A 22,429-nucleotide genomic window follows, 5' to 3' on the forward strand; every position below is an offset into this window, starting at 1 on the left:
GGGCGGTGCACTTCAACGCCAAGATCCTGATCATGGACGAGCCCACGGCGGCGCTCGGCCCGGCCGAGACCGCCCAGGTCCGCGAGCTCATCGAGCAGCTCCGGACCGAAGGGATCGGCATCTTCCTGATCAGCCACGACATCCACGACGTGTTCGACCTCGCCGACCGGATCAGCGTGATGCTGCAGGGCAAGCTCGTCGGCACGGTGAACAAGCACGATGTCACCAAGGACGACGTCCTGGCGATGATCATCGCCGGCAAGCAGCCCGGCGAGGCATCCTCCGAGGAGCTCGCCGAGCTACACGATTGATGATCGGGCTTCGCCGCTGATCAACAGGCTGCGCATGACCGGCCAAGCCGGATCGGCTGCGCCTGCCGAGCTCGGCCCAAGCCGCCGGCGCGACGCAATCGGCCGGAGACATGAGCCGCCCCACGACGCGACCGCCGAGCCGGCTCGGCTGCTCCTGCCGAGCTCGCCGCCTCCGCTCCGCTCCGACGCTCACCCGCCTCGCCGACGCGACGCGATCGACCGGAGACATGAGCCGCCCCGCGACGCGATCGCCAGCCGGCTCGGCTGCTCCTGCCGAGCTCGCCGCCTCCGCTCCGCTCCGACGCTCGCCCACCGCGCCCGTGCGACGCGATCGACCGGAGACATGAGCCGCCCCACGACGCGATCGCCAGCCGGCTCGGCTGCTCCTGCCGAGCTCGCCGCCTCCGCTCTGCTTCGACGCTGCGAGCCCTCCGGGCTCGGCCCACCCCGCCGACGCGATGCGATCGACCGGAGACATGAGCGCCGCCCGACGCGATCGCAAGTCGGATCGCCGGCGCGACGCGGTCGGCCGGTGACATGATCGCTGCGCGACTGCCGCACGACGCGGGCGCCGAGGGCGTCAGCCGCCGGCGAGGGTGGCGAGGTGGCGCCAGCGGGGAACCACGACATCGTCGATCACCGTCCGTCGATCGGCCGGCGCCGCGCGTGCCGCTTCACCCCACAACGCCCGACCGACCATGAAGCCCGCGGCACCACCCTCGACCGCGGCAGCCACCTGCTCGGCGAACGAGTCGAACGACCCGCCGCCCGACAGCAGTGTCCACGGCTGATGACATCGCTCGGTGACACGAGCGCACGCGGCCACCCGCGCCCGGCGATCGCTCACCAGGCCCGGATCGACGGGGAACGGCAGCTTCAGCAGCTCGGCTCCGAGCTCGGCGAACCGCTCGACGGTCGCCAGCACGACCCCCTCGCGGTCGGCAGGGTCGTCGAGTCCCCAGAACAGTGGCTCGAGCACCAGCGGCAGGCCGGCGGCGCGGCATCGGGCGAGCACGTTGCGGGCGACGGCGGTCTGGGTGTCGGCCAGCTCGGCGTCGGGCCGGTACGGCAGCAGCAGCTTCGCAGCCGACGCGCCCGCCGCCGCAGCCTGCTCGGCCGACCACCCGTCGAGCACCGATGTCGGCTGCGCGCCGGGGTCCGCGAGATAGCCCTGCGACTCGAGCGCGGCGATGAACCCGACGCCAGGTGCCACGGAGCCGTCGTCGACGAGCTGCGGGATCGAGTACTCGGGTTCGAGCATCACGCCGGTCGCATGCGGCGAGATCGCACGCACGAGCTCCCGCTTGATGTCGGTCATGGTCTCCGTCGCGACCGAGTCGGGATCGTCGGGCTGCAGGAAGACGCGCAACGAGTCGCGATGATCGACGGCGAGCACGCGGAACCACCCCGCGTCGTCGCGGACGTCGTCGAGGCTCACGTCGTCGGCACGACCGGGAGGCTCCAGGCGCCCGCGTCCCAATCCGCCTCGATCCACGTGTGCTCGGCGTGGAAGCACGGAGGCGTCCGCCGCTCGTCGAGCTCGAGGTCGCCGGCGAGGTAGTTCAGGAAGTACATGTTCGAGCCCGGCGACGCCACCGAGGTGTGGTACCCCTTCGGCACCAGCGCGACATCGCCGTCGCCCGCGACGATCACCTCGTCGAGCTCGTCGCCGGGCCCGTGGCCGTCGGTGAAGTTGCGGTGCAACACGTAGCCCTCGGGCCGATCGAGCCGGAAGTAGTAGACCTCCTCGAGGTACGGCGAGCCCTCCGAGCCGTCGTGGCGGTGCGGCGGCCAGCCCGCCCAGGTCCCGCGCGGCACGTACACCTCGTAGAGGATCAGGTGCTCGGCCGGCAGCGGGTGGGCCAGGGCGTGCACGACCTGGCGGTAGGAGGTGCCACCGCCACGGATCTCGCTGCGCATCTCCGACGGCTCGAAGACGCGTGTCGGCAGCCTGCCCTCGGCGGGCGCCGAACCGACCGACACCGTCACCGCCGAGTCGGTCTCGACCACGTACTCCACCCCCGGCGGCACGTACACGATGCGGCCGACCTCGTCGAACACCGACGACCGGCCGACGTCGACGGTCAGACCGTCGACGAGCACGCGACCGGCCCCGCTGAGCGTGACGATGGCGGTCTCGCGTCCCGCGACGAGGCCGCGGTTCGGCCTGCCCGCACGGACGTCGACCACGGCGAACGCGAGGTTCGCCCAGCCCGCCGACTCGGGGGTGACGTCGATCACGGTCCCCGGTCCGCCCGCCGGCCGGATCGGTTCGGTGCGTGCTGCATTGCTCATGTCATCCCTCCGTGCCGAGGCGCTCCTCCTTGAAGCGCTCGAGGATCAGTCTGGTGGTGAGTGGGGTCGTACCGAGCCGCTCGCTGGTGATCGCGGTCGACAGCGTGGTGTCGTAGGGGACGACACCACGCTCCATGCCACCCGGCTCGGGCGGCCCGTACCGCAGGAGCGAGCGATCGAGATCGAACACGTCGCACGTCAGCTCGGCCAGCTGTCGCCGGGTCACGGGCTCGGCGCCGCAACAGTGGAAGACGCCGGTCGCACCGATCGCTGCGATTCGGTGCATCACGCGGCCGCACTCGCTGGCCAGGCTCGGCGTCGCGACGTTGTTGATGTCGGGCGCCTCCCAGACGGTGAACGTCCGGCCCTCGGCGAGCGCGTCGACGATCGACGCGGCGAGGTACCCGAATCCGCGGTCCTGACGCCTGACGGTCGTCGGTCGCGCCAGGTGGTGGCCCTGCACGGCCGAGACGCGGGCGACCGCCCCCCGGGTCGCGAGGTGTCGAACCGCCTCCTCGCTGGCGAGCTTCAGCACGCCGTAGAGCGTGGTGGGGTTCGGGGGCGTGTCCTCGGCGGCCGGGCCTTGCGTGCCGTCGAACACCCAGTCGGTCGACACCAGGATCAGCAGCGCCCCGACCCGGTTCGCGGCGTCCGCCAGCGTCTCGGTCGTGCCCACGTAGCACTGCCACGCGAGGCGACGGTCGGCGTACATGAGGTCGTGGTCGTTGAGGATCATCGAGTGGACGATGACGTCGGGTCGCCGACGTTCGACGCTCGCGATGACCGCCGCCGGGTCGAGCACGTCGAGGCGCTCGAGCGACAGCCGGGGGTCGGGGTGGTCCGACCGGACCGGGCAGTGCACGTCCGCGCCCTCGGCTGCGAACGCCGCTGCGATGTTCGAGCCGACGAAGCCGGTCGCGCCGGTGACGTATGCCCGCATCATCCGATGTCGTCGACCCGAACGAGTCGCGACTCGCGCACCGACAGGCCGGCGGCGAGCCCGAGCACGAGCGGTGCCCGGCCGTCGGCGAGCGAGACCGGCGTGGGCGTGCCGTCGCGCACCATCGAGAGGAAGGACTCCCACTCGGCCAGATACGACGGGATGTAGCGGTCGAGGAAGAAGTAGGGCACGGTCGAGAGCTGCCCGCCATCGGCGTTGCGGTACACGCTGGTGGTCGTGAGCGGGTTGTCCGACGCGGCCATACCACCCGAGCCGAAGACCTCGACCCGCTGGTCGTAGCCGTAGACGGCCTGGCGTGAGTTGTCGATGGTGGTGATCGCCCCGTTCTCGTGACGCATCGCGACGACCAGCGTGTCGTAGTCGCCGGCCTCGCCGATCGCGGGATCGACGCGTACCGAGGCGTGCGCGAACACGTCGACGACCTCGCTGCCCGTGACGAACCGAGCCATGTCGAAGTCGTGGATGGTCATGTCGAGGAAGATGCCGCCCGACACCTCGATGTACGACACCGGCGGAGGCGCAGGGTCGCGGCTCGTGATCCGGACGAGGTGCACGTCGCCGACGTCACCGTCGGCGACGCGATCACGGACGAGGCGATGGCTGGGATCGAAGCGTCGGTTGAACCCGACCTGCACGGGGATGCCGGCGGCGTCGGCGGCTGCGATCCCGCGGTCGACCTGGTCGAGCGCCAAAGACAGCGGCTTCTCGATGAACACCGGCTTGCCGGCCGCCGCTGCCTGCACGAGCAGGTCGATGTGCGTGTCGGTCGACGAGCAGATCGCGACGGCGTCGACCTCGGGGTGTTCGATCAGCTCGTCCGGCGACGCCGCAACCGCTGCGTCGTACCTGGCGCCGGTGCGTTCGGCTGCCTCGCCGACGACGTCGTAGACCGCGCCGAGCGTCAGTCCGTCGATGCGCCCCGACAGCAGGTCGGCGTGCATGACGCCGATCCGCCCGCAGCCGAGCAGGCCGATTCGCAGTGGTGTGGTCATGGCGTCCTCTCCTCCAGACGGCTCACGATCCGATCGCCGATCCGTTCGACGCGGTAGGCGCCGATCGGCTCGCGGGCCGGCCGGCGCATGGCCGCTCCGGTGCGAGCGTCGAATCGGGCGTTGTGCTTCGGGCACTCGATCTGCCCGTCGACGATCGCACCTCCGGCGAGGTGGACCTGCTGGTGACTGCAGAGCCCGTCGCACAGCGCGAACTCGTCTGCGGTCACCCTGCCGAGCACATAGGTGCGACCGCCGACGTCGAACCGCCGCAGCTCACCGACGTCGAGCGAGTCCGCCGCACCGAGATCGACGGCACCGTCGGGTCCGTGGGCCCAGTTGGTCTCGCCCACCGTGATGCGGTGCCGGGGTGCGCCGGCCACGTCGGGAACGTCGAGCGGGATCTCGTACGCAGGGTCGCGTCGCTGGCGTGCGAGCGTCGTGAAGATCTGGCGGTACGCCGCCGGCGTCGAGGGGACGGCAGGCGCGAGCTGGTCCTTGATCTCGTCGTGGAGCGCGGGAAGAGCGTGGTACGGCACGCTCGGGAACATGTGGTGCTCGACGTGGTAGTTCATGTTCAGGTACAGGAATCGGAGCACCGGGTTCATGTACACCGTGCGCGTGTTGTAGCGGTGGTCGAGCACGTTCTCGCGCATGCCCGCGTGCTGGGTGATGCCGAAGAAGACCATCAGCCACGCCCCGTAGATCGTCGGGAGCCCGACGAACAGGAGCGGCACGACGGACCACCACCAGAGGCTGGCGAACGCCGACGCGGCGACGATGCCGACGAACACGCGGGACTCCCACACGACCCGGCGGAGCTCGGTGTCCGGCACGAAGTCGGCGGCCTCGTCGTCGATCCGACCGAACGAGTGCTCGACGAGCCGCCGGAACATCTGCGCGCCGCCCCGGAGGTGGGTGTAGGCCAGCACCGTGCGGACGAGGTCGGGCGGCCGCTGGAACACGATCTCGGCGTCGCGACCGACCACGAGGGTGTCGGTGTGGTGGCGGTAGTGCGACCACCGCCAGACGGTCGGGCCACGCCACAGCAGGAACGACGCGAGGTAGTAGACGGCGTCGTTCGCGCGACCCGACCTGAATGCGGTGCCGTGCCCGCACTCGTGCCACCGGGCGTCCGCCGCACCTCCGGCGAGCGCGCCGTACACCACGAACGCGGGAAGCGACCACCACGACCAGAGCGACACGTACGCCACCACGGCCGAACCGACGAGCAGGAGCAGCCAGACCATCGTGTCGACCGCCGCCCGGCCGTCGGATCGCGCCTGCAGCTCACGCAGGCGCCCGTCGGCGATCTCGGGGAGGAACCACTCGGCGTTCGCCAGGCCTCGCTCGACGGCGACGAGCGACGAGTCGCCCGTCAGGCCGTAGTCGACGACGGTCACGGGACCGGCTCGTCGATCGGCGGTGGCAGCGGCCAGTTCCCGGCCCCGAGCACGGTCTGGTCGTAGTCGATGATCGAGCCGGTCATCATGCCCGCTTCGTCGCTGAGCACGAAGGCCAAGGTGCGCGCCAGCTCGTCGGGCTTGATGAGGCGACCGAACGGGCGGTCCGCTTCGGCCCGCTCGAGCCAGTCGTCGCCGCCGTCGTGGTACTTGCGCTGGATCGCGTCCTCGCCGGGGGTGTCCATCCAGCCGGGGTTGACGGTGACGACGCGGACGTGGTGGCGCATCAGCTGGAACGCCAGCGACTTCGTCATCGTCATCAACGCGCCCTTCGACACGCTGTAGGCGGTGATGAACTCGGGGCCGCCGTACCCGGCGACGCTGCCGACGTTGACGACCGACGCCGGGAGCTGGTTGCGGCGTGCGATGCGGGCCACGCCCTGCGTCAGCAGGAACGGCGCCCGGACGTTGACCGCCATCATCGAGTCCCAGAAGTCGGCGGTGGTCGTCCACACGTCGCCCCGGTCGGTGATCGCGCCGCAGTTGGCGAGGCAATCGATGCGGCCGAAGCGGTCGTCGGCGGCGTCGAGCAGCGACTGCACCGCATCGGCCGATCCGAGGTCGGCCGGGACGAAGGCTGCGTCACAACCGAGCACGCCGAGCTCGTTCACGACCGCACCGCCGCGCTCGGCATCGCGGCCCGTGACCACCGCGCCGGCGAGACCGTCGGTGGCCATGTTCACGAGCAGGGTCCGGCCGAGGCCCTGCGTCGAGCCGGTGACGAGCGCCGTCTTGCCGTCGAACCGGGCCATCACCAACCCACCCGCTGTGCCGCCTTGCCGGCGTCGAGCTCGGCGCGGGCCGCGAGCACCTCGTCACGCGTGCTGACCTCGGGCACGCCGACCTCCCAGAACGACCCGCCCTCGGTCCACGTGTACGCGTCGGTGCTGAGCGCGATGACGGTCGTGCGGTCGTTGCCTCTGGCGCGCTCGAACGCGGCTTCGAGTTCGGCAACGGTCGAGACCCGCTCGGTGCGGCACCCCATGGCCTCGGCGTGGGCGGCGAAGTCGACGCGCACCTCCTCGACGATGTTGGCATCGGCGATCAGGTTGTTGAACGGCACGCCGCCCTGGCCGGTCTGCAGCCGGTTGATGACGGCGAAGCCGCCGTTGTCGCACACGATCACGATCAGCTTGTGGCCCGAGAGCACCGAGCTGTAGAGGTCGCTGTTCATCATGAGGTACGAACCGTCGCCGACGAAGACGACCACCTCCCGATCGGGTCGTGCCATCTTGGCGCCCCAGCCACCCGAGATCTCGTAGCCCATGCACGAAAAGCCGTACTCGGCGTCGAAGGAGTGCACGACGTCGGAGCGCCAGCCGTTCACGAGCTCGCCCGGGAAGCCGCCGGCCGCGGTGAGGGCGTAGGTCGACTCGTCGGCGAGGCGGTCGACCGCTCCGACGACCTGGGCGTACGTCGGCAGCCCGCTGTCCGAGCCGCCGTCGGCAGCCGCGATCTTGTCGATGTAGGCGTGGTACTGGGCGGCCTCCGAGGCGCAGGTGGCGGACCACGAGTCGTCGGCGCGGAAGCCGCCCAGTGCGGCGCTGAGCTCGGCGAGCGTCTCACGGGCGTCACCGACGAGCGGCATCGCGAGGTGCTTCGTGGCGTCGAATCGCGCCGTGTTCAAGCCGATGATCTTCGCCCTCTCGAACACGGTCCACGAGCCCGTCGTGAAGTCCTGCAGCCGGGTACCGACCGCGAGCACCACGTCGGCTTCTGCGGCGAGTGCGTTGGCGGCCGTGCACCCGGTCACGCCGATCGTGCCGGCGTGGAGCGGGTGGGACTGCGGCACCGACGTGCGGCCGGCGACGGTCTCGGCGACCGGGATGTTGTGGCGCTCGACGAACGAGCGCAGCTCGTGCTCGGCGTCGGACCAGTGGGTGCCACCACCTGCGATCACGAGCGGCTTCTCGGCGGCGGCGAGCGCCGCGGCCGCCCGCTCGAGCTCGCTGCGGTCGGGCCGTGGCCGGCGCAGCTCGTGGACGCGCTCGTCGAAGAACGCGATCGGGTAGTCGTAGGCCTGCGCCTGCACGTCCTGTGGCAGGCCGACGAACGCAGGGCCGCAATCCGACGGGTCGAGCATCGTGTTGACCGCATGGGGCAGCGACTGGACGACCTGCGCCGGGTGCGTAATGCGGTCCCAGTACCGCACGACCGGCCGGAAGGCGTCGTTGACGGTGTCCGACGGCGCGTCGAAGCGCTCGACCTGCTGCAGGACGGGGTCGGGGATGCGCGACTGGAACGTGTCGCCGGCGAGCAACAGGACCGGCAGCCGGTTGGCCATCGCCACGCCGGCCGCCGTGACCATGTTCGTCGCCCCCGGACCGATCGACGACGTCGCGACCATGATCTGCCGTCGCTTCGAGGCCTTCGCATGACCGACGGCGGCGAGGGCCATCCCCTGTTCGTTCTGACCGCGCCACGTCGGCAGCTCGTCGCGGTGCTGTTCGAGAGCGTGCCCGAGGCACGTCACGTTGCCGTGCCCGAAGATCGCGTACACGCCGGGGAAGAGCGGGACGCGTTCGCCGTCGACGACGGTGCGCTGCGCGATGAGGTAGCGGACGATCGCCTCGGCGGTGGTGAGTCGAACGGTGTCCATCAGGCATCCTCCTGTCGGATCGAGGTGACCGTCTCCCACGAGCCCGACTCGCACGAGCGCAGCCAGGCGTGCTGGAAGCTGACGTACTCGACCGCCTGCGCGAACCCGGGCTCGTGCTGCTCGCCGGCGGCGACGGCGGTGAGGAACTCGTGGTTCTCGATCACCTTCAGGTCCTCGTAGCCGATCGAGTTCGCATCGCCGGGAACGAAGTGCCCGTGGAACGGGTAGCGATCACCGGCGTAGACCTTCGTGTACCCGCGCGGAGCGGTGCCGGTCTCGTCGACGAGGAAGACGTCCATCTCGTTCATCGTCTCCAGATTCCAGCGGAGCGCGCCCTTCGTGCCGTACACGTCGAAGGCCATCTGCGACTCGGGACCGATGATCGCGCGCGACGACTCGAACGTTCCACGCGCGCCGTTGTCGAACACGACCATCGCGGCTGCGTAGTCCTCGTTCGTGACGGCCCCGGTCGGGTCGTCGGGCCGGCCGCGGTCGTAGTGGGTCCCGCCGGCCCTGGGCAGGGGGCGCTCCTTGATGAACGTCTCCTGCGTGCCCGAGACCGACGTGATCGGGCCGACGAGCATGTGGGCGAGGTCGACGGCGTGGGAGAGGATGTCCGACGAGACGCCGTGGCCGGCCTCGTCGACGAGGAACCGCCACGAGAGCAGACCCATCGGGTCGGCGCCGTACATCGAGAAGAAGCGCCCCCGGTAGTTGGTGATCTCGCCGAGCGCACCGCTCTCGATGAGCTGCTTCGCGTGCTGCACGAGCGGCGCCCACCGGTAGTTGTAGCCGACGCCCGTCACGACGCCGGCTCGGCGCGCGGCGGCATCGACGCGCACCGTCTGGTCGGGCTTGCCGCCGACGGGCTTCTCGCAGAACACCGCCTTGCCGGCGGATGCGGCCGCGCACGCCACCTCCTCGTGCAGCATGTTGGGCGCGGTCACGTACACGACGTCGACGTCGGAATGGTCGACCACCCCGTGCCACGAGTCGACCGACTCGCGGAACCCGAACCCGTCGGTCGCCTGCTCGCGCCGCCCGGCGACGTTGTCGCCGCAGACGACGAGGTCGACGTCGAACGTGCGGTCCGGGAAGAGCGACGAGATGCGGGCGGCGGAGCGGGAGTGGGCCTGGCCCATCCAGCCGAACCCGACGACACCCAGTCCGAGTCGCGGTCTCATCGGCGACCCCCTCGTGGCGCCGGCGGCAACGGCCGGTGAGCGTGCCCGACGCTCACGCCGCACCCCGTTCCGCCAGGAAGGCGTCGATCTCGTCGAGCGTCGGCATGTCGTCGGCGCACATCAGCCGTCCGGCGACGATCGCGCCGGCCGCGTTCGCGAAACGGACGATGCGCGCCGGGTCCCATCCCTCGAGGAGGCCGTGGCAGAACGCGCCGCCGAACGCATCGCCGGCGCCGAGCCCGCAGACCACCTCCACCGGGAACGGCGGGATCCGCTCTCGATCGCCCGCCTCGGTCGCGACCATCACGCCGTCCTCGCCGAGCTTGACCACGGCGACCTCGACGCCGATCGCCAGCAGCCGGTCGGCCGCCTCGTCGGGATCGGCCGTGCCGACGGCGATCTCGCACTCGGCGCGGTTGCCGATGGCGATCGTGACGTGCTCGAGCATCGGCGCGATCTGCTCGCGGGCGGCGGCGGGCGACGACCAGAACATCGGTCGCCAGTCGAGGTCGAGCACCGTGTGGGCGCGGCGTGCGCGCTCGCCGAGCACGCGGCGAACGGTGCCCCGGCTCGGCTCCCACGCGAACCGCGACGCCGGTACCCACAGGATCGGCACCGTGCGGGCCACGTCGAGATCGACGTCGTCGATCACCAGTCGCTGATCGGGCGCTTCCGGCCGGCGGTAGAAGAGGACGGTCGGGTCCTCGGGTGGGTCGAGCTCGGCGAAGGCGAGCGGTGTGGGTAGCTCGGGGTCGGTGCGCACCCACCGCACGTCGACGCCGAACGTGTGCTCGAGCGCGTGACGCACGTAGGCGCCGAAGGGGTCGTCGCCGACCTTGGTGACCGTGGCGGCATGATGGCCGAGCCGTGCCGCGGCGACGGCGACGTTGGTCGACGTGCCGCCGATCGACTTCCGGTACGTCGTCACATCGGTCATCGACACGCCGAGCTGCTCGGCGTAGAGGTCGACGCTGACGCGCCCGATCGTGAGGAGCTCTGGAACCGTCACGATGCCGCGGGCGACTCAGTCGGGCGTGGTCAGGTCTTCGTGCCGGATCGTTCCCGCCGCCTCGAGCTCGTGCTCGAGCGCCTGGAGCTCGGCGCCGCCGGCCATCAGCTGGGTCAGCTCGTCGATCGAGATCTCCTCCTTGGCGAACGAACCCATCGACTGGCCGCGGTTGAGGATCAGGAAGCGGTTGCCGACCGGGTAGGCGTGGCGCGGGTTGTGCGTGATGAAGATCACGGCGAGGCCCTGGTTGCGAGCCTCGACGATGCGCTTCAGTACGACGCCGGACTGCTTGACGCCGAGCGCCGACGTCGGCTCGTCGAGGATGAGGACGCGGGCGCCGAAGTAGCCGGCGCGAGCGATGGCCACCGACTGCCGCTCGCCGCCGGAGAGTGTGCCGACGGGCTGTTCGGTGTCGCGGATGTCGATGCCCATCTTGGCCATCTCCTCCTTGGCGATCCGCTTCGCCTGCGGCTTGTCGATCCACTTCAGCGGACCGATGCGCTTCGTCGGCTCGGCCCCGAGGAAGAAGTTCCGCCACACCGACATGAGCGGCACCATCGCGAGGTCCTGGTACACCGTCGCGATGCCGTTCGACAGCGCGTCCCGCGGCGAGCCGAACCGCACCTCCTCGCCGTTCATCCGGATCGTGCCCTCGGTCTGCTGATGCACACCGGCGAGGATCTTGATCAGCGTCGACTTGCCGGCACCGTTGTCACCGAGCACGCACGTCACCTCGCCGGAGTTCACGAACGTGCTCACGTCGCGCAGGGCGATGATGTTGCCGTAGTACTTGTCGATGTTGTCGAGCTCGAGCAGGTGGTCCTCAGCCATGGAGGCCTCCTTCGTGGTTCGGATCGGTGAGCGTCGGCGTGGTGGCCGCACGCGGGCTCATCGGCGGATCCCCTCTGCCTTGAGTCGGATGAATCGGTTCGAGACCACGGCCAGCGCCAGGATCACGCCGAGGAACAGGAACCGCCAGTCGCTGTTCCAGCGGGCGCTCGAGATACCGATCAGGGGCATCGCCATGATCGCGGCGCCGACCGCACCACCGAAGACGGTCCCGTAGCCGCCGGTGAGCAGGGTGCCGCCGACGACGGCGGCGATGATGTACTCGAACTCCTCGCCGTCGCCGGTGTTGGCCTGGAGGGACTGGATCCGGAACGCGATCAGCAAGCCGACCAGCCAGGCGGCGAACGAGACGAGCATGAACAACTGGGTCTTGGTCCGGGCCGCCGGCACACCGACCTGGCGGGAGGCCTCCTTGTTGCCGCCGACCGCGTAGGTCCAGCTCCCGAACCGTGTGCGGGCGAGCACCCACACCATGACCGCCGTGAACAGGATGAACCAGAAGAGGCGGATCGAGGTCTTGGCGGGGGCGATCTCGGCGGCGATCTCCTCCTCGACGGTGAAGAGGAGCCGGAACGCCAACCCGACGACGACCGAGAGGCCGCCGACCATCAGCATCCGCGTGCCGAGCACGTCGGTGTCGTGATCAGGGTGACGGCGCTCGACGAAGCGGGTCGAGACGACCGCCCAGGCGAACAGCAGCACGCCCACGAACATGACCGCTGGGAAGAGAGCTGAGCGGAACTTCTCCGCCTCGGAGTCGACGAAGATCGTGACCGCGATGATCGCCGCTCCGAGGGCCATCGCCGACGTCGCGACGAATTTGGTGGCCGGGTTGATGCTCAACGAGGCCTGCGACGCGACCGCGAGCAGCATCATCCCGACTGCTGCCAACCCGACGAACAGGATGGCGCGCACGCCCTGGGTGGTGAACGGGAAGACGAGCTCGCGCTCCGATGACGAATCGATGATCAGCGCGACCACACCGGCCACCACGACGAGGCCGAGGCCGATCGCGATCCGGCGCGTCATCGCCTGACCGAGCTGCAGGCTGCCGCGGTCGGCGATCGGCTCGTAGCGCCACAGGGCGAAGCCGTGGAGGCCGACGATCACACCGGCGGCGATCACGACACCGAGCACGATGTTGGCGCCGGATCCGTCGGTCACGTGGAGGCCGATGCCGCCGCCGACACCGAGCGCCAGTCCGACGAGGAACTGCGGCAGGCCGGCAGGATTGAGGTGCTCGCGCCGTCGGAACCAGAGCTCGCACACACCGAGGACGATGATCACGAGCCCGAGCGCGATGAGCACGATGTAGAAGAAGTCACGGAGCTCGAACTGGTGGTCGTTGCGAGCCCACTCGGCGGCGAAGATCGGCCGCCAGAAGTCGAAGTCGGGGGCCTCGTCGGTGCGGCCGACCTGGATCTGGTCGACGAACCGCTTGGACAGGCCGAGCTTGAGCCCCTTCAGCGAGAAGAACGTGGCGAGCGTGATGATGAAGCTGGGCTGGCCCGTGCGTTCGACCATCGTGCCGTTCATGTAGCCGATGCCGAGCGCGACCGCGAGCGAGAGCGGGATCGCGATGAACAGCGGCAGCCCGAGACCGCCGAGGTCGCCGGTCTCCTTCACCAGCAGGATGATCAGGATGCCCATCGCCCCGGTCATCGCGCCGGAGGAGAGGTCGAACTCGCCGCCGATCATCAGCATCGACACGGCGACGGCCATGATGCCGAGGGTCGAGGCGATGTCGAGCCAGCCGAAGGTCTGGCCGACGGTCCCGAACGTGCCGGAGACGGCCCAGAAGAAGGTCCAGATCCCGGCGGCACCGATCAAGGCGCCGACCTCGGGCCGGACGAAGAGTCGTTGGAAGACCGATCGATAGGCGAGTCGCTCGTCGTCGGCCGGCGCGTGGGACCCGTCGTCAGCCGACGTCGAGACGTCGGCGGCTGGGTCGATGGAACTGTCGGTCTCGCTCACGTGCCCCCCTCTGGTTCGAGCGTGTCTGGTTGGCGCGGGTCGTCCGCGAGCGCGATCGGACGACGACGGGCCGTGCCGCAGACGGCGGGACCGGGCCGGGGCCCGGACCCGCCTCTGCGGTGAGTGGTGGTCGGATCAGCGAGTGCCCTGCTCGCTGAGCGCCAGCACGTCGGATGCGTTCTCGGGCGTGACGAAGCCCGGGCCGGTCAGCACCGGGAGACCGCCGCCGACGGTGTTCTGGTTGGTGACGTTCAGGAACAGGAACAGGACCGGCAGGTAGCCCTGCAGGTACTGCTGCTGGTCGACGGTGAACGCGATGTCGCCGGCCTCGATCGCGCCGAGCAGCTCGGGCGTGAGGTCGAACCCACCGATGGCGAGATCACGACCGAGGTCCTGCGCGGCGCGCAGCGCCGACATCGTGACGACGGGGCCGACGCCCAGCACAGCGTCGATGTCGGGGTCGGCGGCGAGGGCCGCGTTGATCGTGTTCTGCTGCTCGGTCGTGTCGGCGTCGAGGCCGACGAACTCGATGATCGTCTCGCCGCTGAACGTGCTCGCGAGGCCGTCGCAGCGCTCCTGGAGGCCGACGTTGCCCTGCTCCTGCTGGGCGCACAGCACCTTGGTGGCGCCCAGGTCGTTGAACCGGTTGCCGGCTCCCTGACCCGCGACGTCCTCCGTCTGGCCGACGTGCGTCAACGCACCGATGTTCTGGTAGTCGTTGGAGCCCGAGTTCAGCGTGATCACCGGGACGCCGTTGCCCACGGCGTCCTGGAGCGGTCCGACGAGTGCGTCGGGATCGGGCAACGACGCCGCGATGCCGTTGCTGCCCTCGGCGACCGCTGCCTCGATGTCCTGCACCATGACCTGGGCGTCGTTGACGCCGGGCTTCCACACGACGGTGACGCCGAGGTCCGCGGCTGCGGCGTCGGCGCCGCGCTTGACCACCGACCAGAACGGCCCGTCGTCGGAGTGCGTGATCATGTGGAACACGAGGTCCGAGCCCTGGGAGGCGTCGACCGTGTCACCGGAGTCGCCCGAGTCGCCCGAGTCGCCCGAGTCACCCGTGTCACCGGAGTCACCGGAGTCACCGGAGTCGCCCGAGTCGCCCGAGTCGCCGGAATCACCCGAGTCGCCCGAGTCACCGGAATCGCCGGAATCACCCGAGTCGTCTTCGACGGCGTCGTCGTCCGCGGTGTCGTCGTCGTCGCCGCCACAGGCGCCGGCGACCAACGCCAGCGCCGCGAGCGGCGCGATGATGGTACGCAGTTTCCTCATACGGGTATGTCCCCCTTGTTGTTGGTATCGGCAGTGATCGCCGAGGCGACCGACTGGAGAAACGCGACGCTGCGTGCGACGTCGCGACCTGGGCCCTCGCCGGCGGCCGGGAGGCCATCGGTGAGAGCGGCGTCTTGTTCGATCACGTAGTGACCGCGGTATCCGGTGGTCTCGAGCTGGCGGATCGTCGTCTCGATGGGAGCCTGCCCCTCGCCGAGCGACGGGAAGATCCCGGCCTGGACGGCCTCCATCAGCGTGAGCTCATCGCGATTGAGTGGCCCGACGTATTCGGTGGCCACGTCCTTCAGGTGCACGAGCGCGACTCGGTCGCCGTGCTCGACAGCGAATTCATACGGATCCAGCCCCCCAATGAGCATGTGCCCGGTCTCGAGCACGAAGGCGACACTACTCATTGCGACGACGCGCTCGATCTCCGGAGCGGTCTCGACGAGCGAGTCCACGTGGGGGTGGAACGCCTGGACGAGGCCGCGCTGCTCGCAGAGCTCGTCGATGCGCGCGAGGTTCTCGGCCATCGTGGACCACTGGTCGTCGGTCAGCTCGACGCGCTGCCAGTCGTCGGGGTCGGAGACGGCGCACGTGATGAAGCACGTGGCGCCCACGGCTGCGAGCAGGTCGGCCTCGGCAGTGGCAGACGCAAGTGTCTCGGCCGATCGTTCGGCGTCGTGGAGCACGAGGGCGTTGAAGCCACCGGTCAGGCGCATCCCGAACCGGTCGAGCAGGGCTCGCAGCTCGGACTCGTCGGTCGGGAGGTAGCCGACCGAACCGAGCTCGGTGGCGCGGAGGCCGAGCTCGGCCATCTCGCCGAGGACGCGCTCGACCGGGAGCTGTGCACCCCAGCCCGGCACTTCGCAGATCCCCCACGAGATGGGCGCAGAGCCCACCCGTTCCATGAAGCTGACGCTCACGTCCCCCTCGTCGCTGTTCCCCTCACCCCGTCCGGCCGTCGAGTCCCCACTCACGAGCCTGTTGGAGCGCTTCAACCGTTGAAGCGCTCCAATCATTGTGCTTGCATCGACAACTGTCAAGGGAGGGACGATGGTGAAGCCGACGATGGACGACGTCGCACGCAGGGCGGGCGTGTCGCGTGCACTCGTCAGCCTCGTCATGCACGAGTCGGAGAAGGTCAGCGACCGATCACGGATCGCGGTGCTGGAGGCGGCCGACGCGTTGGGCTATCGACCCAACCTGTCGGCGCGCCATCTCGCCAGCAAGCGGACCCGTACGTTCGGGTTGCTGATCAACGACCTGCACAACCCGTACTTCCCGAGCGTCGCCGACGGCATCAAGCGGTCGGCCGACTCGCACGGGTACCGGCTGCTCTTGAACAGCGCGTTCCTCAACGAACGCGACGAGCGGGCCGCGCTCGAGGGCTTCGTCGACCACAACGTCGACGGCGTGATCCTGACGGGCACCAAGGTGCCGCCGTCGTTCATCGAGCAGATCGCAGATGCCGTGCCGGTGGTGGTGGTGAGCCGGCCGATGCGATCGAAGCGGGTCGACACGATCAACAACGACGACCGGCTCGGTGCGCGCCTCGTCGTCGATCACCTGGTCGAGCTCGGGCACCGCGACATCTGCCACCTCGACGGCGGGCGTGGCGCGGGCGGCTCGCAGCGTCGCGCCGGCTACGAGGCGGCCATGCGCGCCCACGGCCTCGAACCGCACGTCGTGCCGGCGGCGTTCACGGAGGCTGCAGGCGCCAGGGCCGCCGCCAACGCGTTGAGCGGCGGACGTCGCGTCACGGCGATCTTCGCCGGCAACGACCTCAGCGCCGTCGGGGCGCTCGACGTGATCGACGATGCCGGTCTGGCGGTCCCGGGCGACATCTCGCTCGTCGGCTACGACAACACGTTCGTCGCCGCGCTCCGCCACATCGACCTGACCACGGTCGACCAGGGGCGTGAGTGCCTGGGCGAGCTGGCGGTGCGCGCCCTGCTCGAACGGATCGAGGAGGGCCGAACGGTGGCCACCCACCAGGTCACCCCACCGACGCTCGTCGCCCGTGGCACGACCGCTCCTCCGCCAGGGTGAGGTCGACTCGTGTGCGTCGGTTCGGGTGAGCTCAGGCCGAGCGACGACGCTCGACGAGCGCTGCGACCAGTCCGTCGAACTCGGCGGGCTCGAGGTCTCGTTCGAGCGCGTCGGTCATGATCGCCGCGTGCGACGGCGGCGTCAGGCCGTCGAGCGGCGGGTCGTTGTCGAGATTGGTGGGGAACGCGTAGCCGTCCGCGGCGGCGACGACCACGTTGGCGACCGCCCGCTCGGACATGCCACGGCGCCGCTGCCGCAGCACCGGGTAGACCGTGCGGCTCATCGTGATGCGATCCATCGTCTCCATCGCCCGCCCCATCGGCGACGAGATCTGGAGCAGGTTGGCCATCCGCTTGACGTCGCTCGTGACGTTGGAACCAGCCGCATGGAAGAGCGCCGGGTTGAACACCACCACGTCGCCCTTGTGCACCGGCAGTTGCGTCCGGTGCTCGTCGAAGTAGGCGACGAAGTCCGGTCGCCGCCAGGCCAGGTAGCCGAGCTCGTACCGCTGGGAGTACGGGAGGTACATCGTCGGCCCCGACTCGACGGGCATGTCGCAGTGCGCCACCGCACCCTGCAAGGTGAGCATCGGCGACAGCCGGTGGGCGTGCGCCGGGAAGTCCGCTGCTTCGTCGTCGGTCATGAAACCGAGGTGGAAGTCGCGGTGGGGCTGCTGGGCCTCGCCGCCGGGATTGACGACGTTGATCTGCGAGGAGATCTGGTAGCCCGGCCCGAGCCACGACTCGGCCGCGAGCGCGACCATGTCGTTGGCGTAGTAGTCGACGAAGACATCGGGATCGCGCAACGCGAGCTTCTCGATCGCGTTCCAGACCCGGTCGTTGGCGCCGGGCTTGGCGTAGTGGTCGCCGACCGCCCGGCCCTCCTCGTGCTGCTGGGCGATCATCGCCTCGAAGACGGCGGTCGCGCGGTCGACCACGGCGTGCTCGAACGCGCCGGCGAGGACGAAGATGCCGGCACCGGTCCCGAGCACGCCGGCGAGCTCGTCGCGGATCACCCGCCGCGACGTGCGGTCGCCGACGAGACCGGCGAGCGACGCTGCGTCGTAGACCGGCACGCGCTGCCGGACGTGCCTGGCGTGTGGCGGCCGCTCCCCCTCGACCTCGACCAGGGCTCGGAACTCGCCGAGGTCGCAGGCCTCCCGGCCGAACACATCGGTCATCGTCATCTCGGGCTCCCCTCGTTCGTCGCTCCGCGAGCGTAGGACTCAGCCGAAGTTCTCGAAGTACCGGCTCGGCGTCGGGCCCCGCTGGCCCTGGTACTTCGAACCCTTGGCGCCCTTGCCGTAGGGCTCCTCGGCAGCCGTCGTCATCTGCATGAAGCTGACCTGGCCGATCTTCATGCCCGGGTAGAGCGTGATCGGCAAGCTCGCGACGTTGGCCAGCTCGAGCGTGATGTGACCGTCGAAGCCGGCATCGACGAATCCGGCCGTCGAATGGATGAGCAGCCCCAGCCTGCCCAAGCTCGACTTTCCCTCGACCCGGCCGACCAGGTCGTCGGGCACCGCGACCCGCTCGAGGGTGCTGCCGAGGACGAACTCGCCGGGGTGGAGCATGAACGGTTCGGTCCCGACGCCGTGCTCGTCCACGGGCATCTCGACCAGCTCGGTCAGCTCGGTCTGGTCGAGCTTGACGTCGATCACCGGAGCGGTGTGATTGCGGAACACACGGAACAGGTGCGAGATGCGCACGTCGATCGACGACGGCTGGATCAGCGACTCGTCGAGCGGGTCGATCACGATCCGGCCGGCGGCGAGCTGCTCGCGGAGCGAGCGGTCGGAGAGGATCACGGCGTCACGTTAGCCACGGGTGTCCCGACCGGCCGCAGCCTCAGCGCTCGACCAGGCCGGCGGGCCGGCGGCCGGCGCGGAGGTCGACGATGCTCTCGACGATGACCGGCACCGACGTCGTCGGATCGGTGCGACCGGCGATGTGCGGTGTGATCGTGACCTTCGGGTGTGCCCAGAGCGGATCGTCGGCCGGCAGCGGTTCGGTCGTGAACACGTCGAGCACGGCGGCCCGCATCCGACCGTCGAGGGCGGCGAGCAGCGCGCCGGTGTCGACCGTGCCGCCGCGACCGACGTTGATCAGCACGCCGTCGCCGAGAGCCGCAAGCTCCTCCGCTGCGATCGCGTGGTGGGTCGACTCGTCGAGCGGGAGCAGGTTGACGACGACGTCGGACGCCTCGAAGAACTCGTCGTACGACCGGTCGTGGTTCGACCGCGACCAGCCGACCGTCCGGAAGCCGTGCTGCGCGCACGTCTCCAGCACGACCGACCCGATCGCCCCGTGACCGAGCACACCGACCGTGTAGTCCCTCGGGAAGCGGGGCGCCGGCCGCGACCACGTCGCCGTCGGCTGGTCGCTCGCGAACCGGTCGAAGTCGCGCTGGAAGTGGATCACCCAGCTCAAGCAGTAGAGCGCGATGTCGTCGGCCATCGCCGGATCGATCAGCCGCACGACGGGCACTGCGGCCATCACCGCCGGGTCGAGGTGGTCGAATCCGGCGCTGGCGAGCAGCAGTGCTCGCAGGTTCGGGTAGCCGAGGATGCGCTCGGTCGGGTGCTTCCACGAAATGACGAACTGGACGGTGGCCGGGTCGACGTCGTCGTCCGGGTGCACGAACTCCTCGTCGGGCAGCTGCTCGCGTAGCAGCGCGAGCCACAGGTCGTGGTGCTCGCCAGGGTCGACGACGATCGCCATCCCGCCACTCTGGCGCACGTCTCCTGTTGGTCTCGAACCCGCACCCTCACCCCGCAACGCTCGTCGCAACGGGAACTCGCCACGGGCACAGACACGAAGACGGACACGGACACGGACACGGACAGGGAGAGCAACACGGGGACGGACACGGACACGGACAGGGAGAGCAACACGGACACGGACACGGACACGGACACGGACACGGAGAGCAACACGGGGACGGACACGGACACGGACGCGAGCGCCGCTCGACCTCTGCCCACCCGTGAGCCGACGTCGCGCTCGACGCTGCGGGATCGCGTCGACGCGGCACCGACGCGCCCTGCGATTCCGACATCGTCTGGCCGGGCGCGCTCGGGCCGCACCGATCCGATGTCCCCGGTCGTCGAAGAGCGTCGGGCCGGAGCACGCGCAGGGCCGCACCGATCCGGCGCCGTCGGTTGTCAAGGAGGGTCTGGCCGGCCGCGCTCGGGCCGCACCGATCCGATGTCCCCGGTTGTCGAAGAGCGTCGGGCCGGAGCACGCGCAGGGCCGCACCGATCCGGCGTCGTCGGTTGTCAAGGAGGGTCTGTCCGGCCGCGCTCGGGCCGCACAGATTCGCTGTCCTCGGTTGTCGAAGAGCGTCGGGCGTTGCGCAGGTCAGGCCGCCCGACGGTTCGGGGGACCGGTGTTGCGGATGGTGCCGTCGGGGAAGGTGATGGTGAGCTGGCGGTTCGGGCCGAGCCGGAGGTTCCATCCGGAGTCGTGGACCTTGCTGTGGTGGTGGGCACACAGTGGGAGCAGGTTCGCCAGGTCGGTGCGGCCGCCGTGGCGCCACCAGCGCACGTGGTGGAGCTTGCAGCGCGAGTACCGGACGTCGCAGCCAGGGATCGCACAGGTCGGGTACAGCGCTCGCAGTGCGCGGCGTTGGGCTCGGTTGGCCAGCCGAGTGGTGCGACCGAGGTCGAGCTCACCCGGCGCGTGCAACACGACGCCGTTGCGGACGATCACCGCTTGCGCGTCGACATCGCCAGCGTCGTACATCTCGGCCAGTACCCGCAGAGACACTTCGACGGGGATGCCCCAGTCGATCGTCGGCCCGCCACCTCCGTTCGGTTGGTCGGCGACCACGATCAGCTCGGGCCGCCCCGGCCGGCCGATGCCGGTCGCGGGGTCCAGGACGAGTCGCTGGAACGCCAACGCCCGCAGGTGCTGCTGCTTGAGCACCGGATCCGTCGGACACGTCTCGGGCGTCGCCTCGGCGAACATCGCCTGCACGGCAGCCTCCAGCCGGGCATCGAGCTTCGCACCCGACAACGGATCGAACCGCCCGTCGAAGCGCCACATGCCCTCACCATCGGTCCACACCCGCAGCCCGGTGTTGCGGCGTTGCCGCTCGAGCCGGTCCATGCCGTCGTCGCGCTCGGTCGCCCGCGCCTCCATGGCGAGCCGGCGGCGAAACTCGGTCACGGTCGCCGCCGACGCCACGTCGACGAGACCGGCGACGCGTTCGAAGAACTCGGCGCGCTGTGAGTCGGTGAGCGGCTTCGCCTTGGTCGTGATCGCATCGACATGGCCAGCGGTCACCGCTGCGTCCTCCAACGCATCGGCGAACCCGGGCACCTTGGCCAGCGTGTCGGAGCGCTCCTTGGCCTTGGCGGCGTCGCGCAACGACTCGCGGGTGCAGTCGGCGATCGCCTGTTCCGGGAACGACACTTGCGACGCCAACATCGACGCCAAGCGGGCATCGGCCGCCGCCAACCAGGCCTTGAGCTCGGCCGACGACGTCATCGCCGACTCGATCGCCGCACGCTCGGACCGGGGGTCGCCGCTGGTGGAGCACACCTCCCGCATCCGCTCGACGACCGCACCGAACTCCATGCGGACATCCTGACGAGAGGGTGTGACAGAGATCGAACACATGTTCGAAGTTGTCACCAACGCAACGCGCCGGAACGGATCGAGGCTCCATCGCTACGGTGCGGGCATGTTCCGATCCCGTCACTTCGCCGAGGACGACGCCGGCACGATGGTGGCGATGGCTCGGGCGGCCGGCTTCGGCCACCTGGTCGTCGCCGGCGAGGAGGGCCTGGCGTCGACGCCGGTGCCGTTCCTGATCGACGACGAGGGCGAGGTCGTGCGCGCTCACCTCGCCCGGCCGAACCCGGTGTGGCGGGTCGCGCCGTGCGACGCGCTGCTGATCGTGCCGGTCACCGACACGTACGTCACGCCGAGCTGGTACCCGTCGAAGGCCGAGCACGGCAAGGTCGTACCGACGTGGAACTACGAGATCGTCCACCTCCACGGCACGCTCGTCGCCCGGGACGACGACGCCTGGATCGAGCAGATGGTGCGCGATCTCACCGACCACCACGAGGCGGCGTTCGACCGGCCCTGGCCGGTCGACGACGCGCCCGCCGACTATCTCACGAAGATGCGCAAGGCGATCGTCGGCGTCGAACTGACCGTCACTCGCCTCGACGGCAAGCGCAAGCTCAGCCAGAACAAGAACGAGGACGATCTCGCCGGCACGATCGCCGGCCTGGCCGGGTCACCGGTCCGCGGCGCGGCCGCCGTGCGAGCGGCGATGATCGACGACGGGACCGGTACGGCCGACGGCCGCTAACCTGGACCTCCGCTGCCCGGTGACGGGCCACGCGGGTGTAGTTCAATGGTAGAACATCAGCTTCCCAAGCTGAGAACGCGAGTTCGATTCTCGTCACCCGCTCCCAGCAACACCTGATCGATGAGCTGAGAGCCTGCAGTGGG

19 protein-coding genes, 1 tRNA gene and 1 pseudogene are annotated in these 22,429 nt (G+C 69.9%); 4 read left to right on the plus strand and 17 right to left on the minus strand.

The annotated features are described in order from the left end of the window. Window positions 1–311, plus strand: a pseudogene (locus QNJ12_RS15405) (sugar ABC transporter ATP-binding protein); the annotation flags it as partial. A 580-nt stretch (window positions 312–891) separates the two neighbouring features. Here QNJ12_RS15405 and QNJ12_RS15410 read toward each other — a convergent pair. The 13 genes from QNJ12_RS15410 to QNJ12_RS15470 all read right to left on the minus strand — a co-directional run bounded on the left by QNJ12_RS15410 (window position 892) and on the right by QNJ12_RS15470 (window position 15,835). Next, window positions 892–1,749, minus strand: a complete 858-nt coding sequence (locus QNJ12_RS15410; RefSeq protein WP_300623863.1) for a DUF2090 domain-containing protein — start codon at window positions 1,747–1,749, stop codon at window positions 892–894. Further along, the gene (iolB, locus tag QNJ12_RS15415; protein WP_300623865.1) at window positions 1,746–2,606 is read right to left on the minus strand and encodes a 5-deoxy-glucuronate isomerase; all 861 of its coding nucleotides are present in this window, start codon (window positions 2,604–2,606) and stop codon (window positions 1,746–1,748) included. Before iolB ends, QNJ12_RS15410 begins: the two co-directional genes overlap by 4 nt. A gap of 1 nt (window position 2,607) precedes the next feature. Then, window positions 2,608–3,549, minus strand: a complete 942-nt coding sequence (locus QNJ12_RS15420) for a sugar nucleotide-binding protein (protein WP_300623866.1) — start codon at window positions 3,547–3,549, stop codon at window positions 2,608–2,610. Beyond that, window positions 3,546–4,559, minus strand: coding sequence for an inositol 2-dehydrogenase (gene iolG, locus QNJ12_RS15425; protein WP_300623867.1), 1,014 nt, complete (start codon window positions 4,557–4,559; stop codon window positions 3,546–3,548). The genes QNJ12_RS15420 and iolG overlap by 4 nt, the downstream gene beginning before the upstream one ends. After that, window positions 4,556–5,959 (minus strand): fatty acid desaturase, encoded by a 1,404-nt coding sequence (locus QNJ12_RS15430; RefSeq protein ID WP_300623868.1) that lies wholly within the window; start codon window positions 5,957–5,959, stop codon window positions 4,556–4,558. The genes iolG and QNJ12_RS15430 overlap by 4 nt, the downstream gene beginning before the upstream one ends. Further along, a complete protein-coding gene (locus QNJ12_RS15435; protein WP_300623870.1) occupies window positions 5,956–6,771 on the minus strand; it encodes an SDR family oxidoreductase in 816 nt (271 codons plus the stop codon). The genes QNJ12_RS15430 and QNJ12_RS15435 overlap by 4 nt, the downstream gene beginning before the upstream one ends. Next, window positions 6,771–8,618: a 3D-(3,5/4)-trihydroxycyclohexane-1,2-dione acylhydrolase (decyclizing) gene (gene iolD / locus QNJ12_RS15440; protein WP_300623871.1), complete on the minus strand. Its 1,848-nt coding sequence runs from the start codon at window positions 8,616–8,618 to the stop codon at window positions 6,771–6,773. The genes QNJ12_RS15435 and iolD overlap by 1 nt, the downstream gene beginning before the upstream one ends. Then, complete coding sequence (locus QNJ12_RS15445; protein WP_300623872.1) at window positions 8,618–9,802, minus strand: Gfo/Idh/MocA family oxidoreductase; 1,185 nt, start codon at window positions 9,800–9,802, stop codon at window positions 8,618–8,620. The genes iolD and QNJ12_RS15445 overlap by 1 nt, the downstream gene beginning before the upstream one ends. A gap of 52 nt (window positions 9,803–9,854) precedes the next feature. Continuing rightward, entirely contained in the window at window positions 9,855–10,811 is a 957-nt protein-coding gene (gene iolC, locus QNJ12_RS15450) for a 5-dehydro-2-deoxygluconokinase (RefSeq protein WP_300623873.1), read from the minus strand. 15 nt (window positions 10,812–10,826) lie between these two features. Beyond that, complete coding sequence (locus tag QNJ12_RS15455) at window positions 10,827–11,642, minus strand: ATP-binding cassette domain-containing protein (protein WP_300623875.1); 816 nt, start codon at window positions 11,640–11,642, stop codon at window positions 10,827–10,829. Window positions 11,643–11,699: 57 nt separating this feature from the next. After that, window positions 11,700–13,634, minus strand: a complete 1,935-nt coding sequence (locus QNJ12_RS15460) for a hypothetical protein (RefSeq protein ID WP_300623878.1) — start codon at window positions 13,632–13,634, stop codon at window positions 11,700–11,702. 135 nt (window positions 13,635–13,769) lie between these two features. Beyond that, window positions 13,770–14,909 (minus strand): substrate-binding domain-containing protein, encoded by a 1,140-nt coding sequence (locus QNJ12_RS15465; RefSeq protein WP_300623880.1) that lies wholly within the window; start codon window positions 14,907–14,909, stop codon window positions 13,770–13,772. After that, entirely contained in the window at window positions 14,906–15,835 is a 930-nt protein-coding gene (locus QNJ12_RS15470) for a sugar phosphate isomerase/epimerase (RefSeq protein ID WP_300623881.1), read from the minus strand. The genes QNJ12_RS15465 and QNJ12_RS15470 overlap by 4 nt, the downstream gene beginning before the upstream one ends. Before the next feature lie 130 nt (window positions 15,836–15,965). On the opposite strand from QNJ12_RS15470, the gene QNJ12_RS15475 reads away from it, so the two are divergent. After that, entirely contained in the window at window positions 15,966–16,961 is a 996-nt protein-coding gene (locus QNJ12_RS15475; RefSeq protein WP_300623883.1) for a LacI family DNA-binding transcriptional regulator, read from the plus strand. A gap of 31 nt (window positions 16,962–16,992) precedes the next feature. On the opposite strand, the gene QNJ12_RS15480 is transcribed toward QNJ12_RS15475, so the two are convergent. The 4 genes from QNJ12_RS15480 to QNJ12_RS15495 all read right to left on the minus strand — a co-directional run bounded on the left by QNJ12_RS15480 (window position 16,993) and on the right by QNJ12_RS15495 (window position 21,541). Beyond that, entirely contained in the window at window positions 16,993–18,147 is a 1,155-nt protein-coding gene (locus QNJ12_RS15480) for a phytanoyl-CoA dioxygenase family protein (RefSeq protein WP_300623885.1), read from the minus strand. 39 nt (window positions 18,148–18,186) lie between these two features. After that, window positions 18,187–18,768: a dCTP deaminase gene (gene dcd / locus QNJ12_RS15485; protein WP_300623886.1), complete on the minus strand. Its 582-nt coding sequence runs from the start codon at window positions 18,766–18,768 to the stop codon at window positions 18,187–18,189. Window positions 18,769–18,808: 40 nt separating this feature from the next. Then, the gene (locus QNJ12_RS15490; protein WP_300623887.1) at window positions 18,809–19,681 is read right to left on the minus strand and encodes an NAD(P)-dependent oxidoreductase; all 873 of its coding nucleotides are present in this window, start codon (window positions 19,679–19,681) and stop codon (window positions 18,809–18,811) included. Between the two features lie 639 nt (window positions 19,682–20,320). After that, complete coding sequence (locus tag QNJ12_RS15495) at window positions 20,321–21,541, minus strand: HNH endonuclease signature motif containing protein (RefSeq protein ID WP_300623889.1); 1,221 nt, start codon at window positions 21,539–21,541, stop codon at window positions 20,321–20,323. A 106-nt stretch (window positions 21,542–21,647) separates the two neighbouring features. On the opposite strand from QNJ12_RS15495, the gene QNJ12_RS15500 reads away from it, so the two are divergent. After that, window positions 21,648–22,286 carry an FMN-binding negative transcriptional regulator gene (locus tag QNJ12_RS15500; protein ID WP_300623891.1) on the plus strand — a complete coding sequence of 213 codons (639 nt, stop codon included), beginning with the start codon at window positions 21,648–21,650 and terminating at the stop codon, window positions 22,284–22,286. 31 nt (window positions 22,287–22,317) lie between these two features. Then, window positions 22,318–22,388 (plus strand) — tRNA-Gly (locus QNJ12_RS15505). The last annotated feature ends 41 nt before the right edge of the window (window positions 22,389–22,429 follow it).

It is taken from the genome of Ilumatobacter sp. (assembly GCF_030065885.1).
GTDB lineage: Bacteria > Actinomycetota > Acidimicrobiia > Acidimicrobiales > Ilumatobacteraceae > Ilumatobacter.